The following is a 17970-nucleotide window of genomic DNA, read 5'->3' as shown; positions in this document are numbered from 1 at the left end:
CACTCACGGCGCAGTACGCCACTGGACCTGACCATGCCCCCGTCTTATCACTGGTTCCAAGAATTCGTGACAGGACGTGGGCATGAGCAACACAATTTCGGTACAAGAGCTGACTGAGGATCAGGCGCGGGAAGAACTGGCGCGCCTTGCCACATTGTTGCTGCGGGCAAACGATCTTTATCACACCAAAGACGCACCAGAGATTTCGGATGCCGAATACGATTCCCTGAAGCGACGAAATATTGAGATTGAGGCGCGATTCCCCAAGCTCAAGCGTGATGACAGCCCGTCCGAACATGTAGGTGCACGCCCGGCCGATGGGTTTGCGAAAGTCTCTCATGCCGTTCGGATGATGTCGCTGGGCAATGCGTTCGATGATGAGGATGTGGCCGATTTTGACCGGTCGATCCGCAAGTATCTGGGCCTTTCAAATGAGGCACCACTGGCCTTTACCGCCGAGCCGAAGATCGATGGCCTTTCGCTCTCACTACGTTACGAAAATGGCGAATTGGTTCGGGCTGCAACTCGCGGTGACGGCGAGGTGGGCGAGAACGTAACAGCGAATGCGCTGACCGTCGCTGACATTCCCAGACGGATCAAAAATGCTCCCGACATTTTGGAGGTTCGCGGCGAAGTTTACATGTCGCACGAGGATTTCGACAAGCTGAATGAACGACAGCTCGAGGCCGGAGGCAAAACCTTTGCCAATCCGAGGAATGCGGCTGCTGGATCATTGCGACAACTGGATTCAGAAATTACTCGGGCGCGACCTCTCAGATTCTTTGCTTATGCCTGGGGAGAGTTGTCGGAGCCGCTGGCAGAAACCCAGATGGGTGCAATCCAGCGTCTGAAATCTTTTGGGTTCCAAACCAATGAGTTGACACGCCTTTGCGAAACAACATCGCAGATGTTGGACCATTACCGCGATATCGAAGCCCAGCGTTCAATACTGGGATATGACATCGATGGCGTGGTCTACAAAGTGGATGATCTGGCGTTGCAGGCGCGGCTTGGGTTTCGGTCGACGACGCCGAGATGGGCAATTGCCCATAAGTTTCCTGCTGAGCTGGCATGGACACGATTAGAGGCAATCGACATCCAGGTCGGGCGCACAGGCGCGCTGAGCCCCGTGGCACGTCTGCATCCGGTGACGGTTGGGGGTGTCGTCGTATCGAATGCGACGCTGCATAACGAAGACTACATTGCCGGTCGGGATGCCAAAGGTGGTGAAATTCGTGGTGGTAAGGATTTTCGTATCGGGGATTGGGTTCAGGTTTATCGGGCAGGGGATGTGATCCCAAAGCTTGCAGACGTGGATTTGTCGAAGCGCCCGGAGGATGCAGCGCCTTACGAGTTTCCCACCAAATGTCCGGAATGCGGTAGCGATGCGATCCGTGAGGATGGTGATGCTGTGCGGCGCTGCACCGGTGGTTTGATCTGCCCGGCGCAGGCTGTTGAGAAGCTCAAACACTTTGTTTCGCGCAGAGCCTTTGACATTGAGGGCCTTGGGGCAAAACAGATCGAGATGTTCTACGATGATCCGGTTTTGCCGATTAAAACTCCGGCAGATATTTTTACCTTACAAGACCGAGACGCCGGAAGTGTTTCCCGCCTGAAAAACCGGGACGGGTGGGGCGATACATCTGCCAACAATTTGTTCGCGGCAATACAGGAAAAGCGGACCATCCCTTTGGTTCGCCTGCTCTTTGCACTTGGCATTCGTCATGTGGGTGAGGTTGGCGCGAGGGATCTGGCGCTTTACTACCGTGACTGGGATGCAATGGCGCGAGCCGTAGATTTGGCGCGCCCTGCTGCGCTGGCGCAACGCGCAGCGGATGAAGCGGAAGAGGTCGAACGTATTGCAGCGCAGGCTGAAGGGCGACGGGCAAGGCTCAAAGATGTCCGTGATGCCGCCATTGCCTCGCATGATGTACCCACCGAAGCTGCAACGGCGTGGTCTGATTTGATCAGTATTGATGGAATTGGGGCGACGCTTGGTCTGTCTCTGTCAGATGCATTTGCGAACAAAGATGAGCGCAAGGCTTTCGACGATTTGCGTGCACATCTGGAGATCACACCACCAGATGCCCCAAGTTCGGATAGCCCTGTGGCAGGCAAAACCGTCGTCTTTACCGGAACTTTGGAAAAGATGACGAGAGCAGAAGCGAAAGCCAGAGCCGAGGCGCTTGGGGCAAAGGTTTCCGGTTCGGTAAGTGCTAAAACTGACCTGCTGGTTGCGGGGCCCGGAGCCGGGTCTAAGGCCAAGAAAGCGGCGGATCTTGGGATCGAGACACTGGATGAAGACGGCTGGCTGCAGCTGATCGGGGATGCATGAGCGGTCGCCCCGAACTACTTTTCCCGCTGTTTGCAAAGCTTGAAACCCTAGATGGGGTGGGTCCTAAAACAGCGCAATTGCTGACTCAGATTGGAGTCGAGTCACCTCGTGATGTGTTGTTTGGTCTGCCATATGCTGTCATAGATCGAAGGCGACGCGACACTATTCAGGGCGCTGATCTTCCAACAACCCTTACGGTTGAAGTCACTGTCGGAGCGCACAGGCCACCCCGCAACAAAGGTGGCGCCTATCGTATTCATGTCGAGGATTCTCAAGCTGATTTCCAGTTGGTCTTTTTCCATGCGCGAGGGGACTATTTGAAGAAAGTCCTGCCTGAAGGCTCGCGCCGTGTTGTGTCCGGAAAGTTGGAACTGTTTGATGGGATGGCCCAGATGGTCCACCCTGACCACATCGCCGCCCCCCAGGAAGCGAATGATATTCCCGAGTTCGAACCCGTCTACCATCTCACGCAAGGCGTCACGCAAAAGACTGCGTACAAGGCGGCCCAAAGCGCACTATCAAAGGCACCGGATCTTGCTGAATGGATCGACCCCGCGCAGGTCAAACAAAAGAAGTGGCCGTCCTGGAGCATGGCGATCGAGGCGGCACACCATCCACAAGGGGCGGATGACGTCGCCTCATTCGCGCCAGCAAGAGAACGCCTGGCATATGACGAGCTACTTGCACACCAACTGACTTTGGCGCTGGCTCGACAACGTGAAAAAAAGGCGCGCGGGATTGTTAGCAAGGGCACAGGCAAGCTTCAGACCAAGGTACTGGCCAGTCTTCCGTATCGACCGACCAATGCGCAGTCCCGCGCAATCGATGAGATTGCTGCTGATATGGGATCAGATGCACGGATGAACCGGTTGCTGCAGGGGGATGTGGGCGCAGGGAAGACGCTGGTTGCTTTCATGTCGTTGTTGATCGCCGTCGAGGCGGGTGCACAGGGTGTCATGATGGCCCCAACAGAAATCTTGGCGCGCCAACACCTTGAAGGGCTGCGGCCTTTGGCTGAAGAAGCCGGAGTGGTTCTGGAAATTCTGACGGGACGCGACAAAGGTGCCGAGCGGCGGGCTAAACTGGCGGCTTTGAAAAAGGGCGACATTCAAATCCTTGTCGGCACGCATGCGGTATTCCAAAGCGACGTTGAGTTTCGCGACCTGCGCCTTGCGATCGTGGATGAACAGCACCGGTTCGGCGTACGCCAACGGATGGAACTGTCAGAGAAAGGGCAGGGTGCAGATGTGCTGGTTATGACTGCGACACCGATCCCTCGTAGTCTCGCCCTTGCGCAATACGGAGACATGGACGTTTCTGTGTTGGACGAAAAACCGCCCGGGCGAAAGCCGATCAAAACGGCCATTGTAAGCACGAAGCGCATGGATGAAGTCGTGTCGCACCTGCGTCGCGCAATCGATGAGGGCAAGCAATGCTATTGGGTCTGCCCACTGGTCGATGAGTCCGAGGTTTCCGATCTGACAGCTGCGGAGGAGCGATTCAAACGACTGCGTGCTTTGCTGGGCGACGAAACGGTAGGCCTGGTCCACGGTCAGATGCCACCAATGGATAAGGACTCGGCCATGGCCGCGTTCCAGTCGGGCCAAACAAAGGTTCTTGTTGCGACGACCGTGATCGAAGTCGGGGTAAATGTTCCCAACGCCACGATCATGGTGATCGAACGCGCCGAGATCTTTGGGCTGGCACAATTGCACCAGTTGCGTGGTCGCGTAGGGCGGGGCGAAGATGCTTCAACCTGTTTGCTGATGTATCAGCCACCGCTCAGCGAAGGTGGGCGCAAGAGGTTGGAAGTGCTGCGCGAAACCGAAGATGGTTTCCGGATAGCTGAGACAGATTTGCAGATGCGAGGCGCGGGAGACCTCATTGGAACCGCACAATCCGGACTGCCGAAATTTCGGATAGCTGATCTTGAGCGGCAGGCGGGTCTGATGGCGGTGGCGCAATCGGATGCGCGCGCATTGCTGAATGCAGACCCAAAACTAACCTCAGAGCGCGGGCAGGCGGCACGCGTTCTTTTGTGGCTCATGAAACAGGATCAGGCAATTCGTTTGATTTCAGTGGGTTAAGCAGCATGTTCCGGTAAGTTCACAAATGTTCTCAAAAAGTTCTTTACCGACTCGCGAAAATATGAGAACAAAAGGTCAACAAAGGATTAAAGCTCTGACCGGAGGTGAGACCATGCTGACCCAGATCAAGACCGCTTTCAGCCGTTCGCAGGCTACCATTCTGCAAGATGCTGCGGGTGTGATGTCATTGGTGGTTATGCTGGTCGTTGCCCTTCACCTGCCGGTAGGGTTCTGAGCCTTTCTGCCTGCGATCTCGTGCCGATCAAACCGCGCTGTCATCCCCATAGCGATCAAGGGTGACCTGCCTGTCCCAATTCCCTTGAAGGGGCCAGCCTCGGCCCCGCGTGGCTATCCGGACCCCACACGAGAAACGCATGTCTTGCCGCCGCCCTTTCCGCCCGGAAGGTGCGGCGGTTTTTTTATAGCTGACCGGTCTTCAATATTTCGAGCATTGCAGAGAGAACCGAGTTCACCGCGACCGAAGCAAGGATCATGCCCATGACGCGGCTGATGATGGCCGCACCGGAATGGCCAATCAGGCGAATGATGGGTTCTGCAAGCAGCATGAGCACAAAGGCAATGGCAAGAACCGACAACATTACCAGAGCGGTGATCCCCTGATCCGCAGCGCTGTAGCGATGATTGTCGGTCAGAATGACGATCGCCAGCATAGCACCGGGTGAGGCCAGAGATGGAACCGCCAGCGGAAAGATGGCCGGATTGTGCTGATGTATCGTGTCTTCTTTATCTTCTTCGGCTTGTCGCTGCTCGATGTCCTGTTTGCTTTCACCGAAAATCATTGTCAGGGCGAACAGGAACAGGATGATACCGCCTGCGACCTGGAATGAGTTCAACCCGATATCCAGCGCTTCGATCAGAAGCTGTCCAAAAACAAGGAAGAAGAGCAGGATACCTGCGCTGATCAGCGCGGCCATCAGTGCTGTGCGACGGCGCGCAGCCGCTCCAAGACCTGCAGTTACTGCGATGAAGACAGGGATTGTACCGATGGGATCGATAACTACCCAAAGCGTTACAAAGTGTTCCAGTAAATTGTTCAACGCATCTCTCCCCTAAAATTGTCGTGAGACTAGACGCGTTTAACCGTAAATACCATGTTTACGCGCAATTAGCTTGCTCGGCCTGAGCCATAGCTTCTGCCGTAGCGTCCAGAGCCAACAGGATTGACGCATGGCGGTTTTTATAATCACGAGCTGGCATTAGCACTTCGAGACCGTCGAACGGCGCATCCGGTGCTGGGCCGTCCTTCTTAAGCATATCAGAGAGCTGATCCCTTGCAGCTTCGACCTGAGCGCGGGTTGCGCCGAGAATGGCCGCACCGACAACCGCAGCTGAAGCCTGTCCCAGAGCGCAGGCTTTGACATCCTGGCCAAACTCAGAGATTCGACCGCCATGCAGTTTGACATCAACGGTTACGGTCGACCCGCAAAGAGGCGAGCGCTTCTTGACGCTGGCATCGGGGTTTTCAAGCCGGTCGAGATGCGGAATGTCCGCAGCAAGGGCCAGAATGCGACCGGAATAGAGCTTGATCAGATCGGTTTCGCCCGACATGGCTTTCCCTCGTTTGCTGTTCCCCATACATAGTGGCCATGATCCGGGATGCAAAAGGTTTTTACCATGTCACACACCGTCTTGTTTGACCCATCGACTCTGAAATTCAACGAGGCCGGTTTGGTCCCTGCGATTGCTCAGGATGAACATACGGGCGAGGTGCTGATGATGGCATGGATGAATGCCGAATCCATCGCCCAGACGTTGGAAACGGGACGGGTCACGTATTGGTCGAGGTCTCGACAGGCATTCTGGATCAAGGGCGAAAGCTCAGGCCATGTTCAGGAACTGGTGGATTTTCGCGTTGATTGTGACCGGGATTGCCTGCTGGTCGTAGTCAACCAGACAGGCCCGGCTTGTCACACCAATCGGCGCAGCTGCTTTTATACTGCAATACGAGATGGTGAAGAAGTTGAGCTGATGTCACCGATGGAATGACCGGAAGACGTCGCCCTAATTACACTAGGGCGGCGTCTAATCCGACCATACGTCGGATGTCTTGCGGTGTCGCGCCTTCCTGACGATACTTCGAAATGGCACGCGCATCGTCGCGTTTCGCAAGTCGTTTGCCTGCATCATCACGGATCAGGTTATGATGATAGTATTCTGGTGTAGGCAGACCCAGAAGGGTTTGTAACAACACATGAATCCGGGTCGCCTCGAACAGATCCTGCCCGCGAATAACCCGCGTGATACCTTGCTCAGCATCATCCAAAACGACAGAAAGATGGTAGGACGTTCCCATCCCGCGCCGCGAAAGAACCACATCGCCGATGGTTTTTTCCAACTCGTCGGGAGTGAATTCGATCAATCCGGTTTCGCCATTCGGGCCTAGGCCAAGTTCGATGAACGTCGCGCGGGATCGGAACAAGTTCGCTGCCTGACGCGTTGCCTCGGCCATGTTGAGCCTTAAGGGAACCTCTTTTGGCCGTTCGGGCAGATCAGTGGTCGCCCAGTTTTGTCGGCAAGTTCCCGGATAGATGATCCCGTCAGGACCATGAAGCGGGGAACCTTCTTGTGGTGCGCTTGCGGCGGCTGCAATGTCTTTCCGATTACATGTACAGGGGTAGAGCAGACCTTGTTCCCAAAGCCGATCCAGGGCCCTTTCATATACATCCAATCGCTCTGACTGACGCATAACCGGTTCAGGCCAAATGAGACCTAACCAATTGAGGTCATCATAAATCTGTTCTTCCCAGTGCGTGCGCGAGCGAGACTGGTCGATATCTTCTATCCGCAGCAAAAACTCGCCACCCTGAGCGGTTGCGATATCGTGGGCTACTATCGCCGAATAGGCATGTCCCAGATGCAGCGGCCCGGTTGGTGATGGCGCAAAACGAGTGATAAAGGTCACGTCTTCTCAACAACATATACGTCAGACTTAAGGTCAAGCCCGGGTAGGTGGGGGCCATATTCCCGAAACAGCAGCCGGGCGGACCCCATATCCAGCCAGTCGTTCAGGCGACCAGAGTATGCGCGATCAGCAAGGGCATGATCGTTGAAAGAAAACGCCAAAAGGCCGCCTTTGGGCAGTGCATTCATCAATAGATCGAATGTCTCTGGCGGTGCGGCTCCGACCCCAATCACTCCGATTGCGGTTATCGCCTTATATGCGTCTTGCTGTAGCGGGTCAGGATCCGTGATCTCAAAAGTAGAAAGGTTTCGATAGACACCCTTGGCCGCGGCACCCTTAAGCATTTGCGAGGTAGGATCCACACCGTCGATGATCTGGAAACCTGCGGCGTTCAGCGCAACACCCGAAAGCCCAGTTCCACAGCCATAATCTAGGATTGGCGTCTGCGCCTCAGGCATTTTTAACCATAATGCTTCGGCGACGCGGCCCGGCGTGGCATAGCCATGCTCGCCAACCTCGTCGTCGTAGGAACCTGCCCATTTCTGATAGTGTTCGCAGGTTTCCTGAGGCGTGTTCAGGTTATAGGTGTCTTTCAGAAACTTCTCGCTCATACAGCTATGTTAGGCGCTCGCCGCTGGCCTCGTCCAGTCAGCAATGCGCCAGCCAGTCGGTCCATGCGGCTTTGGCGCGATCTGTGTATGCTTTATAGCGATCCTTACGGCCGCGACGCCCACCTTTCAGGCCATCAACAGGTTGGAACAGTCCGAAGTTCACGTTCATAGGCTGAAAGGTCTTCGCTTCGGCCCCACCGGTTATGTGATGGATCAAAGCGCCCATTGCGCTGTCCTGCGGAACCGAAGGCAGGGTGCGCCCCAGTATCTCCGCTGCAGCCATCCGGCCAGCCAAAAGCCCCATCGCAGCACTTTCCACATATCCCTCAACACCAGTAATCTGACCGGCAAAGCGAATGTTTGGCTTGGATCTCAGACGCATTTCTGAGTCCAGCAAGGTCGGCGAGTTGATGAACGTATTGCGGTGGATGCCACCTAACCGGGCAAAGCTTGCGTTTTCCAGCCCCGGAATCATGCGGAACACTTCGGTCTGCGCCCCGTATTTCATCTTGGTCTGGAAGCCGACGATATTGAACAAGGTGCCCAGGGCATTGTCGCGCCGCAATTGAACAACCGCATACGGTTTGACATCGGGCTGATGCGGATTGGTCAGACCTACAGGCTTCATCGGGCCGTGGCGCAGGGTTTCTCTGCCTCGCTCTGCCATGACTTCGATTGGCAGGCAGCCATCAAAGTAACCAGCAGTTTCGCCTTCATGAAACTCGGTTTTGTCTGCTGCAAGCAAGGCATCAATGAACGCTTCGTACTGATCGCGGTCCATGGGGCAATTCAGATAAGCCGTTCGCTCTTCTTCGGTTTCGCCCTTGTCGTACCGCGATTGCATCCACGCCTGGCTCATGTCGATGCTCTCGGCATACACAATGGGTGCAATTGCATCGAAGAATGCCAGTGACTCAGCGCCGGTTTCGGTTCGGATGGCTTCGCCCAAAGAGGGGGAGGTCAGCGGACCGGTGGCAAAAATCCAATGACCTTCACCGGGAAGCGCATCGACTTCCTCATTTGTGACACTGACCCGGGGGTGATCATGCAGCTTGGCTGTCACTGTCTCAGCAAATGGATCACGGTCAACCGCCAATGCGCCGCCAGCAGGCAGACGATGCGCATCTGCGGTAGTCATGATCAGACCATTGGCTGCACGCATCTCCCAGTGCAGCAGCCCGACGGCGTTTTGCTCGTCATCATCTGAACGGAAGGAGTTCGAGCACACCATCTCGGCCAGGTTTCCCGTTTGGTGTGCGAATGTCTCAACCTTAGGCCGCATTTCATGGATGACGACATCCACGCCCATTTCTGCGGCTTGCCAAGCAGCCTCGGACCCGGCCATGCCGCCGCCCACGATATGCAATTTCTGTGTCATAAGCTGCCACATAGGGCAGAGTGCAGACATGCGCAATGACGCAGTGCAAGAACCATATTTGTCATGAAATCTTGGGGTCGCCGCTGCGGGGATGTCTGTGCCGGTGAGAGAGACCAGCCTGGAGGGACCTTCCGCCCACGGCGACCCAAAAGTGTTTCAGAGCCTCAGCCCTGTCTCAGCATTGCCACAGTGTCGCCCTTTTGAAAAGTGCAAAAATGCGAACACTTGATAAAATTATGTATCATCTTTTCGCAATTGAGACCAATTTGGTGATCGTTTCTCAATAAATGCAGAAATTCCTTCTTCGGTATCCCGATGCAGCATATTCTCGGCCATTACGTCTCCGGTATAGGCATAAGCCTGGTCTATTGGCATCTGAAGTTGCTGATAAAACGCTTGTTTTCCGACCTTGACGGCCGACCCCAATTTTGTCGCTAGCTGTTCTGCCAACGAGACCGTTTCATGTTCCAGCAGCATTTCGGGCACGACGCGATTGATCAGACCCAATTCGGCTGCACGCTCGGCTGAGATAAAATCGCCTGTCGTCAGCATCTCAAATGCTTGTTTACGTGGAATGTTGCGGCTTAGCGCGACCATTGGCGTTGAGCAAAACAATCCGATGTTTACGCCATTTACGCCAAATCGCGTACCTTCGGCAGCCACCGCCAGATCACAGGTCGCAACCAATTGGCATCCAGCGGCTGTGGCGATGCCATGAACCTGAGCAATCACAGGCTGGGGCAGGGACTGTATGGACATCATCATTTTTGCGCAGCGGCTGAAAAGGTCCTGAAAGTAGGCAAGCCCACCGTCTTCACTTTGACGTCCCGCAGTCATTTGCTTGAGATCATGACCGGCACAAAAGGCCTTGCCCTCACCCGCAAGGATTACTGCTCGGATCGATGGGTCGTCCCGCAATGTGTCGAATTCGCTTTGAAGTGCTGCAAGCATCTCGTCACTCAGGGCATTCAGGCGCTCCGGAGTGTTCATTTTTAGCTGAGCGACCGCGCCTGTGTCGTTACGTTCCAGAATTGCCATCTTGCCCTCCCGCTGGCTGTCGGGCCAACTCTAGGTCGGCAAATCGATGAGGGAAAGCATGTCGTTGGCGATGAACAAACAGGAATTGTCGGATTATCTTGCGCAGGTTTTTCCGCAAGTGCGCGAAGACTTTGTCGTCGAAGAGTTAACCGACGACACAATTACAATTCGGCTAGTGGTGCAAGAGCGCCATTTGCGTCCCGGTGGCACCGTATCAGGCCCTTCGACATTCTCGTTGGCTGATGTAAGCGTCTATGCCATGGTACTTGCCCGAATGGGTCGTCAGTCGCTGGCCGTAACGACCAATAGCTCTTTGGATTTCCTGAGAAAACCAGATGGGGGCGTTGATATGATCGCCAAATGCAGATTGCTGAAGCTCGGCCGAACTCTGGCTGTGGGAGACGTGCTGATGTATTCGGATGGGTCAGACAAGCCAGTCGCAAGGGCGACCATGACTTACTCACTTCCACCTGCAGGATCAGCAGCAGCAGCGTTCGGATAAAAATGGCCGGGGACAAGCCCCGGCCCAGGAAGAGGTCCCGAAATGGGACTGGGGATTAATCAAGCTAGCCAAAAGTAACGGCGCTTCTCGCGATCGGCCTGATAACGTGTCAGTCCGACGTCACGCAGCAGCCTGTCGTCCAATTGGCCAAGGTTTACGCGGCTGCGGCGCCGGCGCTCCCATTGTGTGACAGTCGCCGCAAACCGCACGGCCAGTGCGGCGATAATCGGCAGTCGGGGACTGTCGATCAGCAGCATGAGGGCAGGGTTATGCATTGCGCGTGTCATGTCATAGTCCTTTCAAATTGTATTGACACAAAGTATAAATGCTCGGTACATATGCTTGATACATTCGAAATTGTGTCAAAATCAAAGGAAGAATTGTAATGGATACAATTTGGCCCGAGGCGTTACCCAAAGCAAAGGGTCCAAAGTACACTTTGGTTGCAGATACGATACGAAAAGCTATCGAAAACAAAACACTGGAGGTGGGGGTTAAGCTACCTCCGGTACGGGAACTTGCGTATCGACTGAAGATTACCCCCGGGACAGTCGCGCGGGCTTATACGATTCTGACAGACGAGGGTTTGCTACAAGCCGAGGTCGGGCGTGGTACATTTGTGGCGCCACCAAAATCCCCGATCCTGGATGATGTGTGGTCGCGCCAATTGCATCTGCGCGATGACAAGTATGATGCGAATGTAAGCTTGTTCAGCCCTCGATTGCCTGATGCAGGGCAGGTGTCACTGATCCGAGAGTGCATGGCTAAAGTTGCGAAGGGCGATCCGCGCATGTTCATGAACTACCCAACGCGAGATGCCTATCAGCCCGTTCGGCAGGTCGTAGCTGACTGGCTGTCTGATTTGCCTTTGGGGGTGGTGACCGCTGATGACATTGTTCTGACACATGGGGGACAAAGCGGTATCTGCGTCGTTTTCCAAACAGTCTTGAAGGGGCCGAAACCCATCGTACTGGTCGAAGACCTGTCTTACGCAGGATTTCGGCGGGCAGGGGAGTTAATGAGGGCAGAGGTCGTCGGCGTCAGAATGGACAAGTGGGGCATCAGTGCCGAGGCGCTGGATCATGTGCTTCGCCAGACCCCCGCTCAAGCAATCTGTGTCTCACCTGAAGTGCAGAATCCCACTGGCGGTCACACTCCGCTGGAACGTCGGAAAGAAGTGATCGAAGTTGCGCGGCGCCATGACGTACAGATCATTGAAGACGACTGTTATCGTATGGGTGATGCGCGGGCTCCAAGTTATCGGGCGCTTGCTCCGGAAAGGGGTTGGCATGTCTCGTCGATCTCGAAAACACTCACGCCTGCTTTACGTGTTGGGTTCGCGATTGCGCCAAAGGAGCGAAGCGGCGACCTGCGTCGCTCAGCGGAATATGGCTATTTCGGACTGGCACAGCCATTAGCTGAATTGACCCGGCTGTTACTCAGTGATCCTCGGGCTAGGCAGCTAGCTCAGGATGTCCGTACAAAAATGGGCGAGTATGTACGAGTCACAGTTAATGCTTTGGGCGGGTTTGATCTGAACTGGGATTCCGAAATACCCTTCGTCTGGCTCAACTTACCATCCGGCTGGAGGTCAGCAGCATTTAGCCGGGCAGCAGAGAGAGAGGGCATTCAACTTAGATCAGCGGATGAGTTTGCTTTGCGTGACGGTCGTGCCCCAAATGCCGTGCGCATTGCAATGAATGGTCACGTCACTCTGGATCAGTTTGAAGATGCAATGCTTCGTTTGCGTGCCCTGTTGGATAATCCACCTGAGCAAATCAGCGTTTGAATGTGGGGTAAAATAATACCTAATTTGTAAGTGGTTGTTTGTGCTGAATAATATCAATATTGATGCGCTTGACGTGCGCAGCGGCACACTCTAAATACGCTCCATCGAATTCGGACCGGTCTGCATTCAGGCCGGTCTTTCACATCAAACAGGACTATCCTGCCATGAAAACCTTTTCTGCAACACCTGCAGACATCGACAAGAAATGGATCCTGATCGACGCCGAGGGCGTTGTTCTGGGCCGTCTTGCGTCGATCGTCGCCATGCGCCTGCGTGGCAAGCACAAAGCGTCGTTCACCCCGAACATGGACATGGGCGACAACGTCATCGTGATCAACGCTGGCAAAATCCAGATGACCGGCAAGAAGCGCGAAGAGAACTTCTACTGGCACACTGGCCACCCGGGCGGCATCAAGTCGCGCACCAAGCAGCAGATCCTCGAGGGTGCACACCCCGAGCGCGTTGTGACCCAGGCGGTCAAGCGTATGCTGCCGGGCAACCGCCTGTCGCGTCAGCAAATGACCAACCTGCGCGTTTACGCCGGTGCCGAACACCCGCACGAAGCCCAGGCCCCCGAAGTTCTGGACGTTAAGTCCATGAACAAGAAAAACACCCGGAGCTAATGACCGATGGCTGATCAGATCAATACTCTCGAAGAGCTGAGCGCCGTCGCAGGCGTTGAAACCGTGGCCGAAGAAGTCATCGTGCGTGAACCCGTACGTGACGAGCTGGGTCGTTCGTACGCCACCGGCAAGCGTAAAGACGCTGTTGCCCGCGTTTGGATCAAGCCGGGTTCCGGCAAGGTCACCGTGAACGGCAAAGACCAGGACAAGTACTTCGCTCGTCCCGTTCTGCAGCTGATCCTGCGCCAGCCGTTCCAGGTTGCTGGTGTTGAAGGCGAATTCGACGTTGTTGCAACCGTCAAAGGCGGTGGCCTGACCGGTCAGGCCGGTGCGGTCAAGCACGGCATCTCGAAAGCACTGCAGCTGTACGATCCGTCGCTGCGTGGTGCTCTGAAAGCTGCTGGCTTCCTGACCCGCGACAGCCGCGTTGTGGAACGTAAGAAATACGGTAAGCGCAAAGCGCGTCGTTCGTTCCAGTTCTCGAAGCGTTAATTCGCTCCGAAGCAAATTTACATTGGCGGTCGCGCGATGGCGCGGCCGCTTTTTTTTGAATGTTTCGGAAAGCGCTCGCCTCTAGTTCGAGTAGTTCGAAACCAATGGCTCCAGCGCATCATAGGCTATATCGGCGACGACGCGATTGCCTTCTGCATTCAGATGCCCATCAAATCTGTAATAGAGCTCGGCCTTGTTCTCCGCATAGTTTTGCGCAAGCACAGGTAGGGTAGCAATCCAATCGATCTCATTCTCCGATGAAAATTCTTCGAACATCTGATCGGGCAGATCTGGATTTACATCTGGAACAACTTCACCACTTGCCTTCTGCAAGACCTGAAACAATTGCGGCACAGACAGCACAACAAAATCAGCACCGTGTTGCGAGGTGAATTGTTTCGCTCTCATGAGTATATCTTTGGTTGTGTCCGCTTTTGTCTCCATTTTCTCCGAAGGTGGATTCTCAAAGAATGCCTTTCTCGGAGTCATAAGATAGAGACGTCGATAGGCGGCGTCGGTCCCCATCATCATCCGCTTCAACAAAGTGACGGATTGGAAAGAAGACTTCTTACTACCGCCGGTCTGGACGACAGCACGGGCATCACCACGCGCCTGATCCTGACCATCGACATTCTGAATAGGTCGATTAGCAAACAAGTCATTTGGCAGGAATGTGAGTAGGACGATATCTGGTTGATAGGTCTCAAACAGGCGCTCCAGATACAGGACCTGTTGAGATGTATCGAATCCCGGCACGCCAGCATTGATCACCTCGACGTCCAAGCCTTCCTGTTTGAAACGGTTTGCAAGCAGCTCTGGCCATATGTCGTCGAAGTGATTTGCTGCCCCAAAAACAAAGGAGTCCCCGACCAAAAGTACTTTGGTTGCAGTGGCTTCTGAGCTCGGTCGACTGTCTAAAGACGCATTTCTGAAACCACGTTCGTCCACGATATATTCCACGCTGAATTCAGGGGCGGTAACTGCGGCATGAGTGTTCGGCCGGTTCAGGTGGCCTGTAACGGGGTCTTTGATGCCCAGAGTTTCACCTACCAAATAGGTGGTTCTGACCGTTTGTGGAAAGAACTGGCGGACAATCACCTCAATAAGAGCGAATAGAACCGCGGAAAAAATCAGCACCAAAACGGTGTTCTTCAAAAACTTAACCATTTGAACTCGCAACCTGGAAAAAACAACAGGACTTTGACTTTATCATATCTACGGACACACTTTGTATCACTTGCCCGAATTCATCGGGTAAAGCGTGAACCGAATGCTCCTGTAAAGATTCTTGGGGCGTGAGCGACGCCTCGTCAAGTGCGTAGGATGCTTGCCCGCCGAATAAAACCGTGGAGGAGGATGAGCGCCCTGCAGAATAAACAGGGCACCCAGAAAGCTCATTCTTCGTAAACCATCTTCCAAGCACCGTTATCCACGACGCTTACATAGACTGAATCAGCACCCTGATGGTCGTCTGGACCAAATGTCATGTGGTTTCCGACCAAATCATCCTGATAGTCCAATGTTTCCATTGCGGCGATAAAACTCTCTTGCGTCAGATCCGGTCCAGCAGCCTCTAGGGCTTTGACCATCATTTCAGCGGCCGCATATCCGAGCATCGAGAAACCAACAGGGTCTTCTCCGGTCGCCGCCTTGTACTCTTCAATGAACGCTGCCGGGGCGGGTTCATCCGCACGAGCCCAGAGATCCTGCCACGAGGCGGCAGCATAGAAGCCGTCCGTGACACCCCCTGGAACTTGCGCCACAACTGTCAGGAAGCTGGCGGAAGTTCCGAGGAACTTCATGTCTTCCAGTCCCATCTTCTTGGCGGTTCCGACGACAGTGATCGCCTGACGAACGCCAAGGGCTATTGTGACGATATTGCAGCCTTCCTCTTTTAGCTTACTGAGAGAGCCGACAAAATCAGTCTCGTCCGGCTTGTGCGTTGTCTCTGCTGCAAAGGTAATTCCGGCCTCTTCTGCACCTGCATGACTACCTTCCAGAATCTCTTTTCCAAAATCGGTGGGCAGATACATTGTACATACACTTTGGCCACCGAATTCGGCAGCGAGATACTTCACCCCGACACGGGCTTGGTCGTAGTAGCTGGAGAACGACGTAAACTTGTTATCCATCGGTTCCTGCAGCATCTGACGCGCTGCGGAAAGGGGGGCGACATTGGGAATACCTTTGGGATCCAATAGCTTGAACCCGGCCACGTTCATAGGAGTTCCAAGCGATTGAAGCATGGCGAAAACCTTGTCGCGATTCAGAAGCTTGTTATAGCCCTGCATCGCGCGCGGCATCTGATAACCATTGTCTTCGACCACATAGCGGATCGTACGACCGTGTACGCCGCCTTCAGCATTGACCCGATCGAAAACGACATTCGCGCCCTTGATCGCCGGAACACCGACCGCCGCGAAAATACCACTCAGATCATTGACAGAACCGATGACGATTTCATCGTCGGTGACGCCTTGGGTTTCTGCCATTGCTAGCCCTGCTGTTGCGGTCAAAGCGGTCGCAGTCACCAGTCTTTTGAAGACGTTCTTCATGTTATTCCTCCCTTTGGGTCATCCCTTATCTAGTCGTACATCTCCTCGATGAGATGTCCGTGCTTCTTTTCAACGAAGCTGCGTTTCAGTTTCATGGTTGCGGTTAGCTCGTCATCTTCTGCCGTGAGCAATACATCGATCAGACGGAAGTCCTTGATCTGCTCGACCCGGGCGAACTCGTTGTTCACGGCCTTAACTTCTTGCTCTACAAGGTTTTTGATCTCCTGCGCGGCACACAATGAAGCAAAGTTGGAGAAGGGAACCTTTCGGTCCTGAGCAAATTTTTCGACGTTTTCCTGATCGATCATAATCAATGCGGTAAGGTACTTACGACGATCACCTATGATGACTGCATCTGAGATGTAGTGACTGAATTTCAGTCGGCTTTCGATTTCGGCAGGCGTGATGTTCTTACCACCAGCTGTGATGATGATGTCTTTTAGCCGTCCGGTGATCGTGACGAATCCATCGTCATCGACGTGCCCCATATCTCCGGTTCGCAACCATCCATCTGCGGTAAATGTATCCGCAGTCTTGGCGTTATTGCGCCAATAGCCTTGAAACACATTCAGGCCTTTGACCTGGATTTCACCCTCATCAGAAATACGCAGGTCGTTGCCAACCACAGGTCGGCCAATTGTGCCGATCTTATTGTTTTCGGTGGTGTTAATCGTTGCGATCCCAGCGGTTTCCGTCATCCCGAAACCTTCGATCAATGGCACACCAATCGCCCAGTACCATTTCAGCAATTCAGGTGAGATCGGAGCTGCGCCAGTCCCGCCGCGGCGCAGTTTGTCCATTCCCAGCATCCGCCTTAGATTGCGTAGAACTAACCGATCCCAGAGCCAGAATTGGGCTGAAACGGTGGCGGGAACGGTTTTGTTTTCCAGAATATACTCCGCACGTTTCATACCAGCCCTGAGCGCCATTCCAAACGCTGCACGACCTGCCGGAGTGGCTTCTTGCGCCAGGATCAATACCTGTGAATAGATCTTTTCCCAAACCCTTGGCACAGCGGTGAATGTTGAAGGGGAAACCTCTTGCAGATTGGTAAATACTGTTTCGGGGCTTTCCGCAAAATTCACAGTGCATCTGGCAGCGAGTGGGAAGTAGATTGAGACATCACGCTCAAGGATATGACACAGCGGCAGGAAGCAAAGCTGCTCATCAGAGGCAAATGTAGACAGGCAATGTGCGCCCGCTTCGATTGCGGCCATGATGTTTTCATTGCTCAGCATCGCGCCTTTGGGCTTGCCAGTCGTACCTGACGTATAGATCAGCAGCGCAGTATCCTGTGGCGATGCCAGCGCTATTTCAGCTTCAAATAGCCCGGGCTGTTCGGCTTCTGTCTGCTGGCCAAGAGCATAGAGATCGTCGATCATCATGCAGCGGGGATGATCAAGGTCATGCAGACCTTCATCTTCGAGAATGATCACCTTGATAAGGTCAGGGACCTCGCTTTCAATCTCAAGAAACTTATCCAGTTGCTCTTCGTCTTCAACGATCAGAAACCGGCTGTCGCTGTCATTGATCAGATACTGAAGCTGATTGGCTGAATCAGTCGTGTAGACACCCGATGCGATCCCGCCGACGCATTGAATGCCCATATCAAACCAGGCCCATTCCTTGCGATCTTC

Annotated in this window: 18 protein-coding genes; 8 read left to right on the top strand and 10 right to left on the bottom strand. The window is 54.2% G+C overall.

Going from position 1 to position 17970, the window contains the following annotated elements:
• Positions 1-82: 82 nt before the first annotated feature.
• From ligA to E1297_RS50790, 3 genes are all read left to right on the top strand, one after another.
• Complete coding sequence (ligA, locus tag E1297_RS13935; protein ID WP_155139113.1) at positions 83-2335, top strand: NAD-dependent DNA ligase LigA; 2253 nt, start codon at positions 83-85, stop codon at positions 2333-2335.
• Complete coding sequence (gene recG, locus E1297_RS13930) at positions 2332-4422, top strand: ATP-dependent DNA helicase RecG (protein ID WP_155139111.1); 2091 nt, start codon at positions 2332-2334, stop codon at positions 4420-4422. Before ligA ends, recG begins: the two co-directional genes overlap by 4 nt.
• Before the next feature lie 112 nt (positions 4423-4534).
• Positions 4535-4657 (top strand): hypothetical protein, encoded by a 123-nt coding sequence (locus E1297_RS50790; protein WP_256372722.1) that lies wholly within the window; start codon positions 4535-4537, stop codon positions 4655-4657.
• A gap of 184 nt (positions 4658-4841) precedes the next feature.
• On the opposite strand, the gene E1297_RS13925 is transcribed toward E1297_RS50790, so the two are convergent.
• Together E1297_RS13925 and E1297_RS13920 are read right to left on the bottom strand one after the other, a co-directional pair.
• Positions 4842-5480 (bottom strand): MarC family protein, encoded by a 639-nt coding sequence (locus E1297_RS13925; RefSeq protein WP_155139109.1) that lies wholly within the window; start codon positions 5478-5480, stop codon positions 4842-4844.
• Between the two features lie 58 nt (positions 5481-5538).
• The gene (locus tag E1297_RS13920) at positions 5539-5991 is read right to left on the bottom strand and encodes an iron-sulfur cluster assembly scaffold protein (RefSeq protein WP_155139107.1); all 453 of its coding nucleotides are present in this window, start codon (positions 5989-5991) and stop codon (positions 5539-5541) included.
• A 66-nt stretch (positions 5992-6057) separates the two neighbouring features.
• Between E1297_RS13920 and hisI the strand changes: the two genes are divergently transcribed.
• Complete coding sequence (gene hisI, locus E1297_RS13915) at positions 6058-6429, top strand: phosphoribosyl-AMP cyclohydrolase (RefSeq protein ID WP_244327763.1); 372 nt, start codon at positions 6058-6060, stop codon at positions 6427-6429.
• Between the two features lie 19 nt (positions 6430-6448).
• Here the strand turns inward: hisI and gluQRS are convergent, their stop codons facing one another.
• From gluQRS to E1297_RS13895, 4 genes are all read right to left on the bottom strand, one after another.
• A complete protein-coding gene (gene gluQRS, locus E1297_RS13910) occupies positions 6449-7345 on the bottom strand; it encodes a tRNA glutamyl-Q(34) synthetase GluQRS (protein WP_368669558.1) in 897 nt (298 codons plus the stop codon).
• On the bottom strand, positions 7342-7956 hold the full coding sequence (locus tag E1297_RS13905) for a class I SAM-dependent methyltransferase (RefSeq protein ID WP_155139104.1): 615 nt from the start codon (positions 7954-7956) through the stop codon (positions 7342-7344). The genes gluQRS and E1297_RS13905 overlap by 4 nt, the downstream gene beginning before the upstream one ends.
• Before the next feature lie 37 nt (positions 7957-7993).
• A complete protein-coding gene (gene trmFO, locus E1297_RS13900) occupies positions 7994-9334 on the bottom strand; it encodes a methylenetetrahydrofolate--tRNA-(uracil(54)-C(5))-methyltransferase (FADH(2)-oxidizing) TrmFO (protein WP_155139102.1) in 1341 nt (446 codons plus the stop codon).
• A gap of 234 nt (positions 9335-9568) precedes the next feature.
• Entirely contained in the window at positions 9569-10372 is an 804-nt protein-coding gene (locus tag E1297_RS13895) for an enoyl-CoA hydratase (protein WP_155139100.1), read from the bottom strand.
• A gap of 58 nt (positions 10373-10430) precedes the next feature.
• Here E1297_RS13895 and E1297_RS13890 point away from each other — a divergent pair, with 58 nt between their 5' ends.
• Positions 10431-10874, top strand: coding sequence for a PaaI family thioesterase (locus E1297_RS13890; protein ID WP_155139098.1), 444 nt, complete (start codon positions 10431-10433; stop codon positions 10872-10874).
• A 59-nt stretch (positions 10875-10933) separates the two neighbouring features.
• Here the strand turns inward: E1297_RS13890 and E1297_RS13885 are convergent, their stop codons facing one another.
• On the bottom strand, positions 10934-11161 hold the full coding sequence (locus E1297_RS13885) for a DUF1127 domain-containing protein (RefSeq protein ID WP_155139096.1): 228 nt from the start codon (positions 11159-11161) through the stop codon (positions 10934-10936).
• Positions 11162-11259: 98 nt separating this feature from the next.
• Here E1297_RS13885 and E1297_RS13880 point away from each other — a divergent pair, with 98 nt between their 5' ends.
• From E1297_RS13880 to rpsI, 3 genes are all read left to right on the top strand, one after another.
• On the top strand, positions 11260-12663 hold the full coding sequence (locus tag E1297_RS13880; protein WP_155139094.1) for a PLP-dependent aminotransferase family protein: 1404 nt from the start codon (positions 11260-11262) through the stop codon (positions 12661-12663).
• Between the two features lie 164 nt (positions 12664-12827).
• Positions 12828-13286, top strand: coding sequence for a 50S ribosomal protein L13 (rplM, locus tag E1297_RS13875; protein WP_155139092.1), 459 nt, complete (start codon positions 12828-12830; stop codon positions 13284-13286).
• A 6-nt stretch (positions 13287-13292) separates the two neighbouring features.
• Positions 13293-13778 carry a 30S ribosomal protein S9 gene (gene rpsI, locus E1297_RS13870; protein WP_039535473.1) on the top strand — a complete coding sequence of 162 codons (486 nt, stop codon included), beginning with the start codon at positions 13293-13295 and terminating at the stop codon, positions 13776-13778.
• An 81-nt stretch (positions 13779-13859) separates the two neighbouring features.
• Here the strand turns inward: rpsI and E1297_RS13865 are convergent, their stop codons facing one another.
• From E1297_RS13865 to E1297_RS13855, 3 genes are all read right to left on the bottom strand, one after another.
• The gene (locus E1297_RS13865) at positions 13860-14945 is read right to left on the bottom strand and encodes a GDSL-type esterase/lipase family protein (protein ID WP_155139090.1); all 1086 of its coding nucleotides are present in this window, start codon (positions 14943-14945) and stop codon (positions 13860-13862) included.
• A 227-nt stretch (positions 14946-15172) separates the two neighbouring features.
• The gene (locus E1297_RS13860; RefSeq protein WP_155139088.1) at positions 15173-16333 is read right to left on the bottom strand and encodes an ABC transporter substrate-binding protein; all 1161 of its coding nucleotides are present in this window, start codon (positions 16331-16333) and stop codon (positions 15173-15175) included.
• A gap of 29 nt (positions 16334-16362) precedes the next feature.
• Positions 16363-17970: long-chain fatty acid--CoA ligase (locus tag E1297_RS13855; RefSeq protein ID WP_155139086.1), on the bottom strand; the 1608-nt coding region annotated here is incomplete at its 5' end.

This window comes from Roseibium sp. RKSG952, from assembly GCF_009711355.1.
This window is presented reverse-complemented; position numbering and strand designations above follow the sequence as displayed.

What these genes read in the sequence shown, in the direction of transcription:
- ligA (WP_155139113.1), top strand. Translation starts at nt 83, where the DNA reads ATGAGCAACACAATTTCGGTACAAGAGCTGACTGAGGATCAGGCGCGG.
- recG (WP_155139111.1), top strand. Translation starts at nt 2,332, where the DNA reads ATGAGCGGTCGCCCCGAACTACTTTTCCCGCTGTTTGCAAAGCTTGAA.
- E1297_RS50790 (WP_256372722.1), top strand. Translation starts at nt 4,535, where the DNA reads ATGCTGACCCAGATCAAGACCGCTTTCAGCCGTTCGCAGGCTACCATT.
- E1297_RS13920 (WP_155139107.1), bottom strand. Translation starts at nt 5,991, where the DNA reads ATGTCGGGCGAAACCGATCTGATCAAGCTCTATTCCGGTCGCATTCTG.
- hisI (WP_244327763.1), top strand. Translation starts at nt 6,058, where the DNA reads ATGTCACACACCGTCTTGTTTGACCCATCGACTCTGAAATTCAACGAG.
- E1297_RS13905 (WP_155139104.1), bottom strand. Translation starts at nt 7,956, where the DNA reads ATGAGCGAGAAGTTTCTGAAAGACACCTATAACCTGAACACGCCTCAG.
- trmFO (WP_155139102.1), bottom strand. Translation starts at nt 9,334, where the DNA reads ATGACACAGAAATTGCATATCGTGGGCGGCGGCATGGCCGGGTCCGAG.
- E1297_RS13895 (WP_155139100.1), bottom strand. Translation starts at nt 10,372, where the DNA reads ATGGCAATTCTGGAACGTAACGACACAGGCGCGGTCGCTCAGCTAAAA.
- E1297_RS13890 (WP_155139098.1), top strand. Translation starts at nt 10,431, where the DNA reads ATGTCGTTGGCGATGAACAAACAGGAATTGTCGGATTATCTTGCGCAG.
- E1297_RS13885 (WP_155139096.1), bottom strand. Translation starts at nt 11,161, where the DNA reads ATGACACGCGCAATGCATAACCCTGCCCTCATGCTGCTGATCGACAGT.
- E1297_RS13880 (WP_155139094.1), top strand. Translation starts at nt 11,260, where the DNA reads ATGGATACAATTTGGCCCGAGGCGTTACCCAAAGCAAAGGGTCCAAAG.
- rplM (WP_155139092.1), top strand. Translation starts at nt 12,828, where the DNA reads ATGAAAACCTTTTCTGCAACACCTGCAGACATCGACAAGAAATGGATC.
- rpsI (WP_039535473.1), top strand. Translation starts at nt 13,293, where the DNA reads ATGGCTGATCAGATCAATACTCTCGAAGAGCTGAGCGCCGTCGCAGGC.
- E1297_RS13865 (WP_155139090.1), bottom strand. Translation starts at nt 14,945, where the DNA reads ATGGTTAAGTTTTTGAAGAACACCGTTTTGGTGCTGATTTTTTCCGCG.
- E1297_RS13860 (WP_155139088.1), bottom strand. Translation starts at nt 16,333, where the DNA reads ATGAAGAACGTCTTCAAAAGACTGGTGACTGCGACCGCTTTGACCGCA.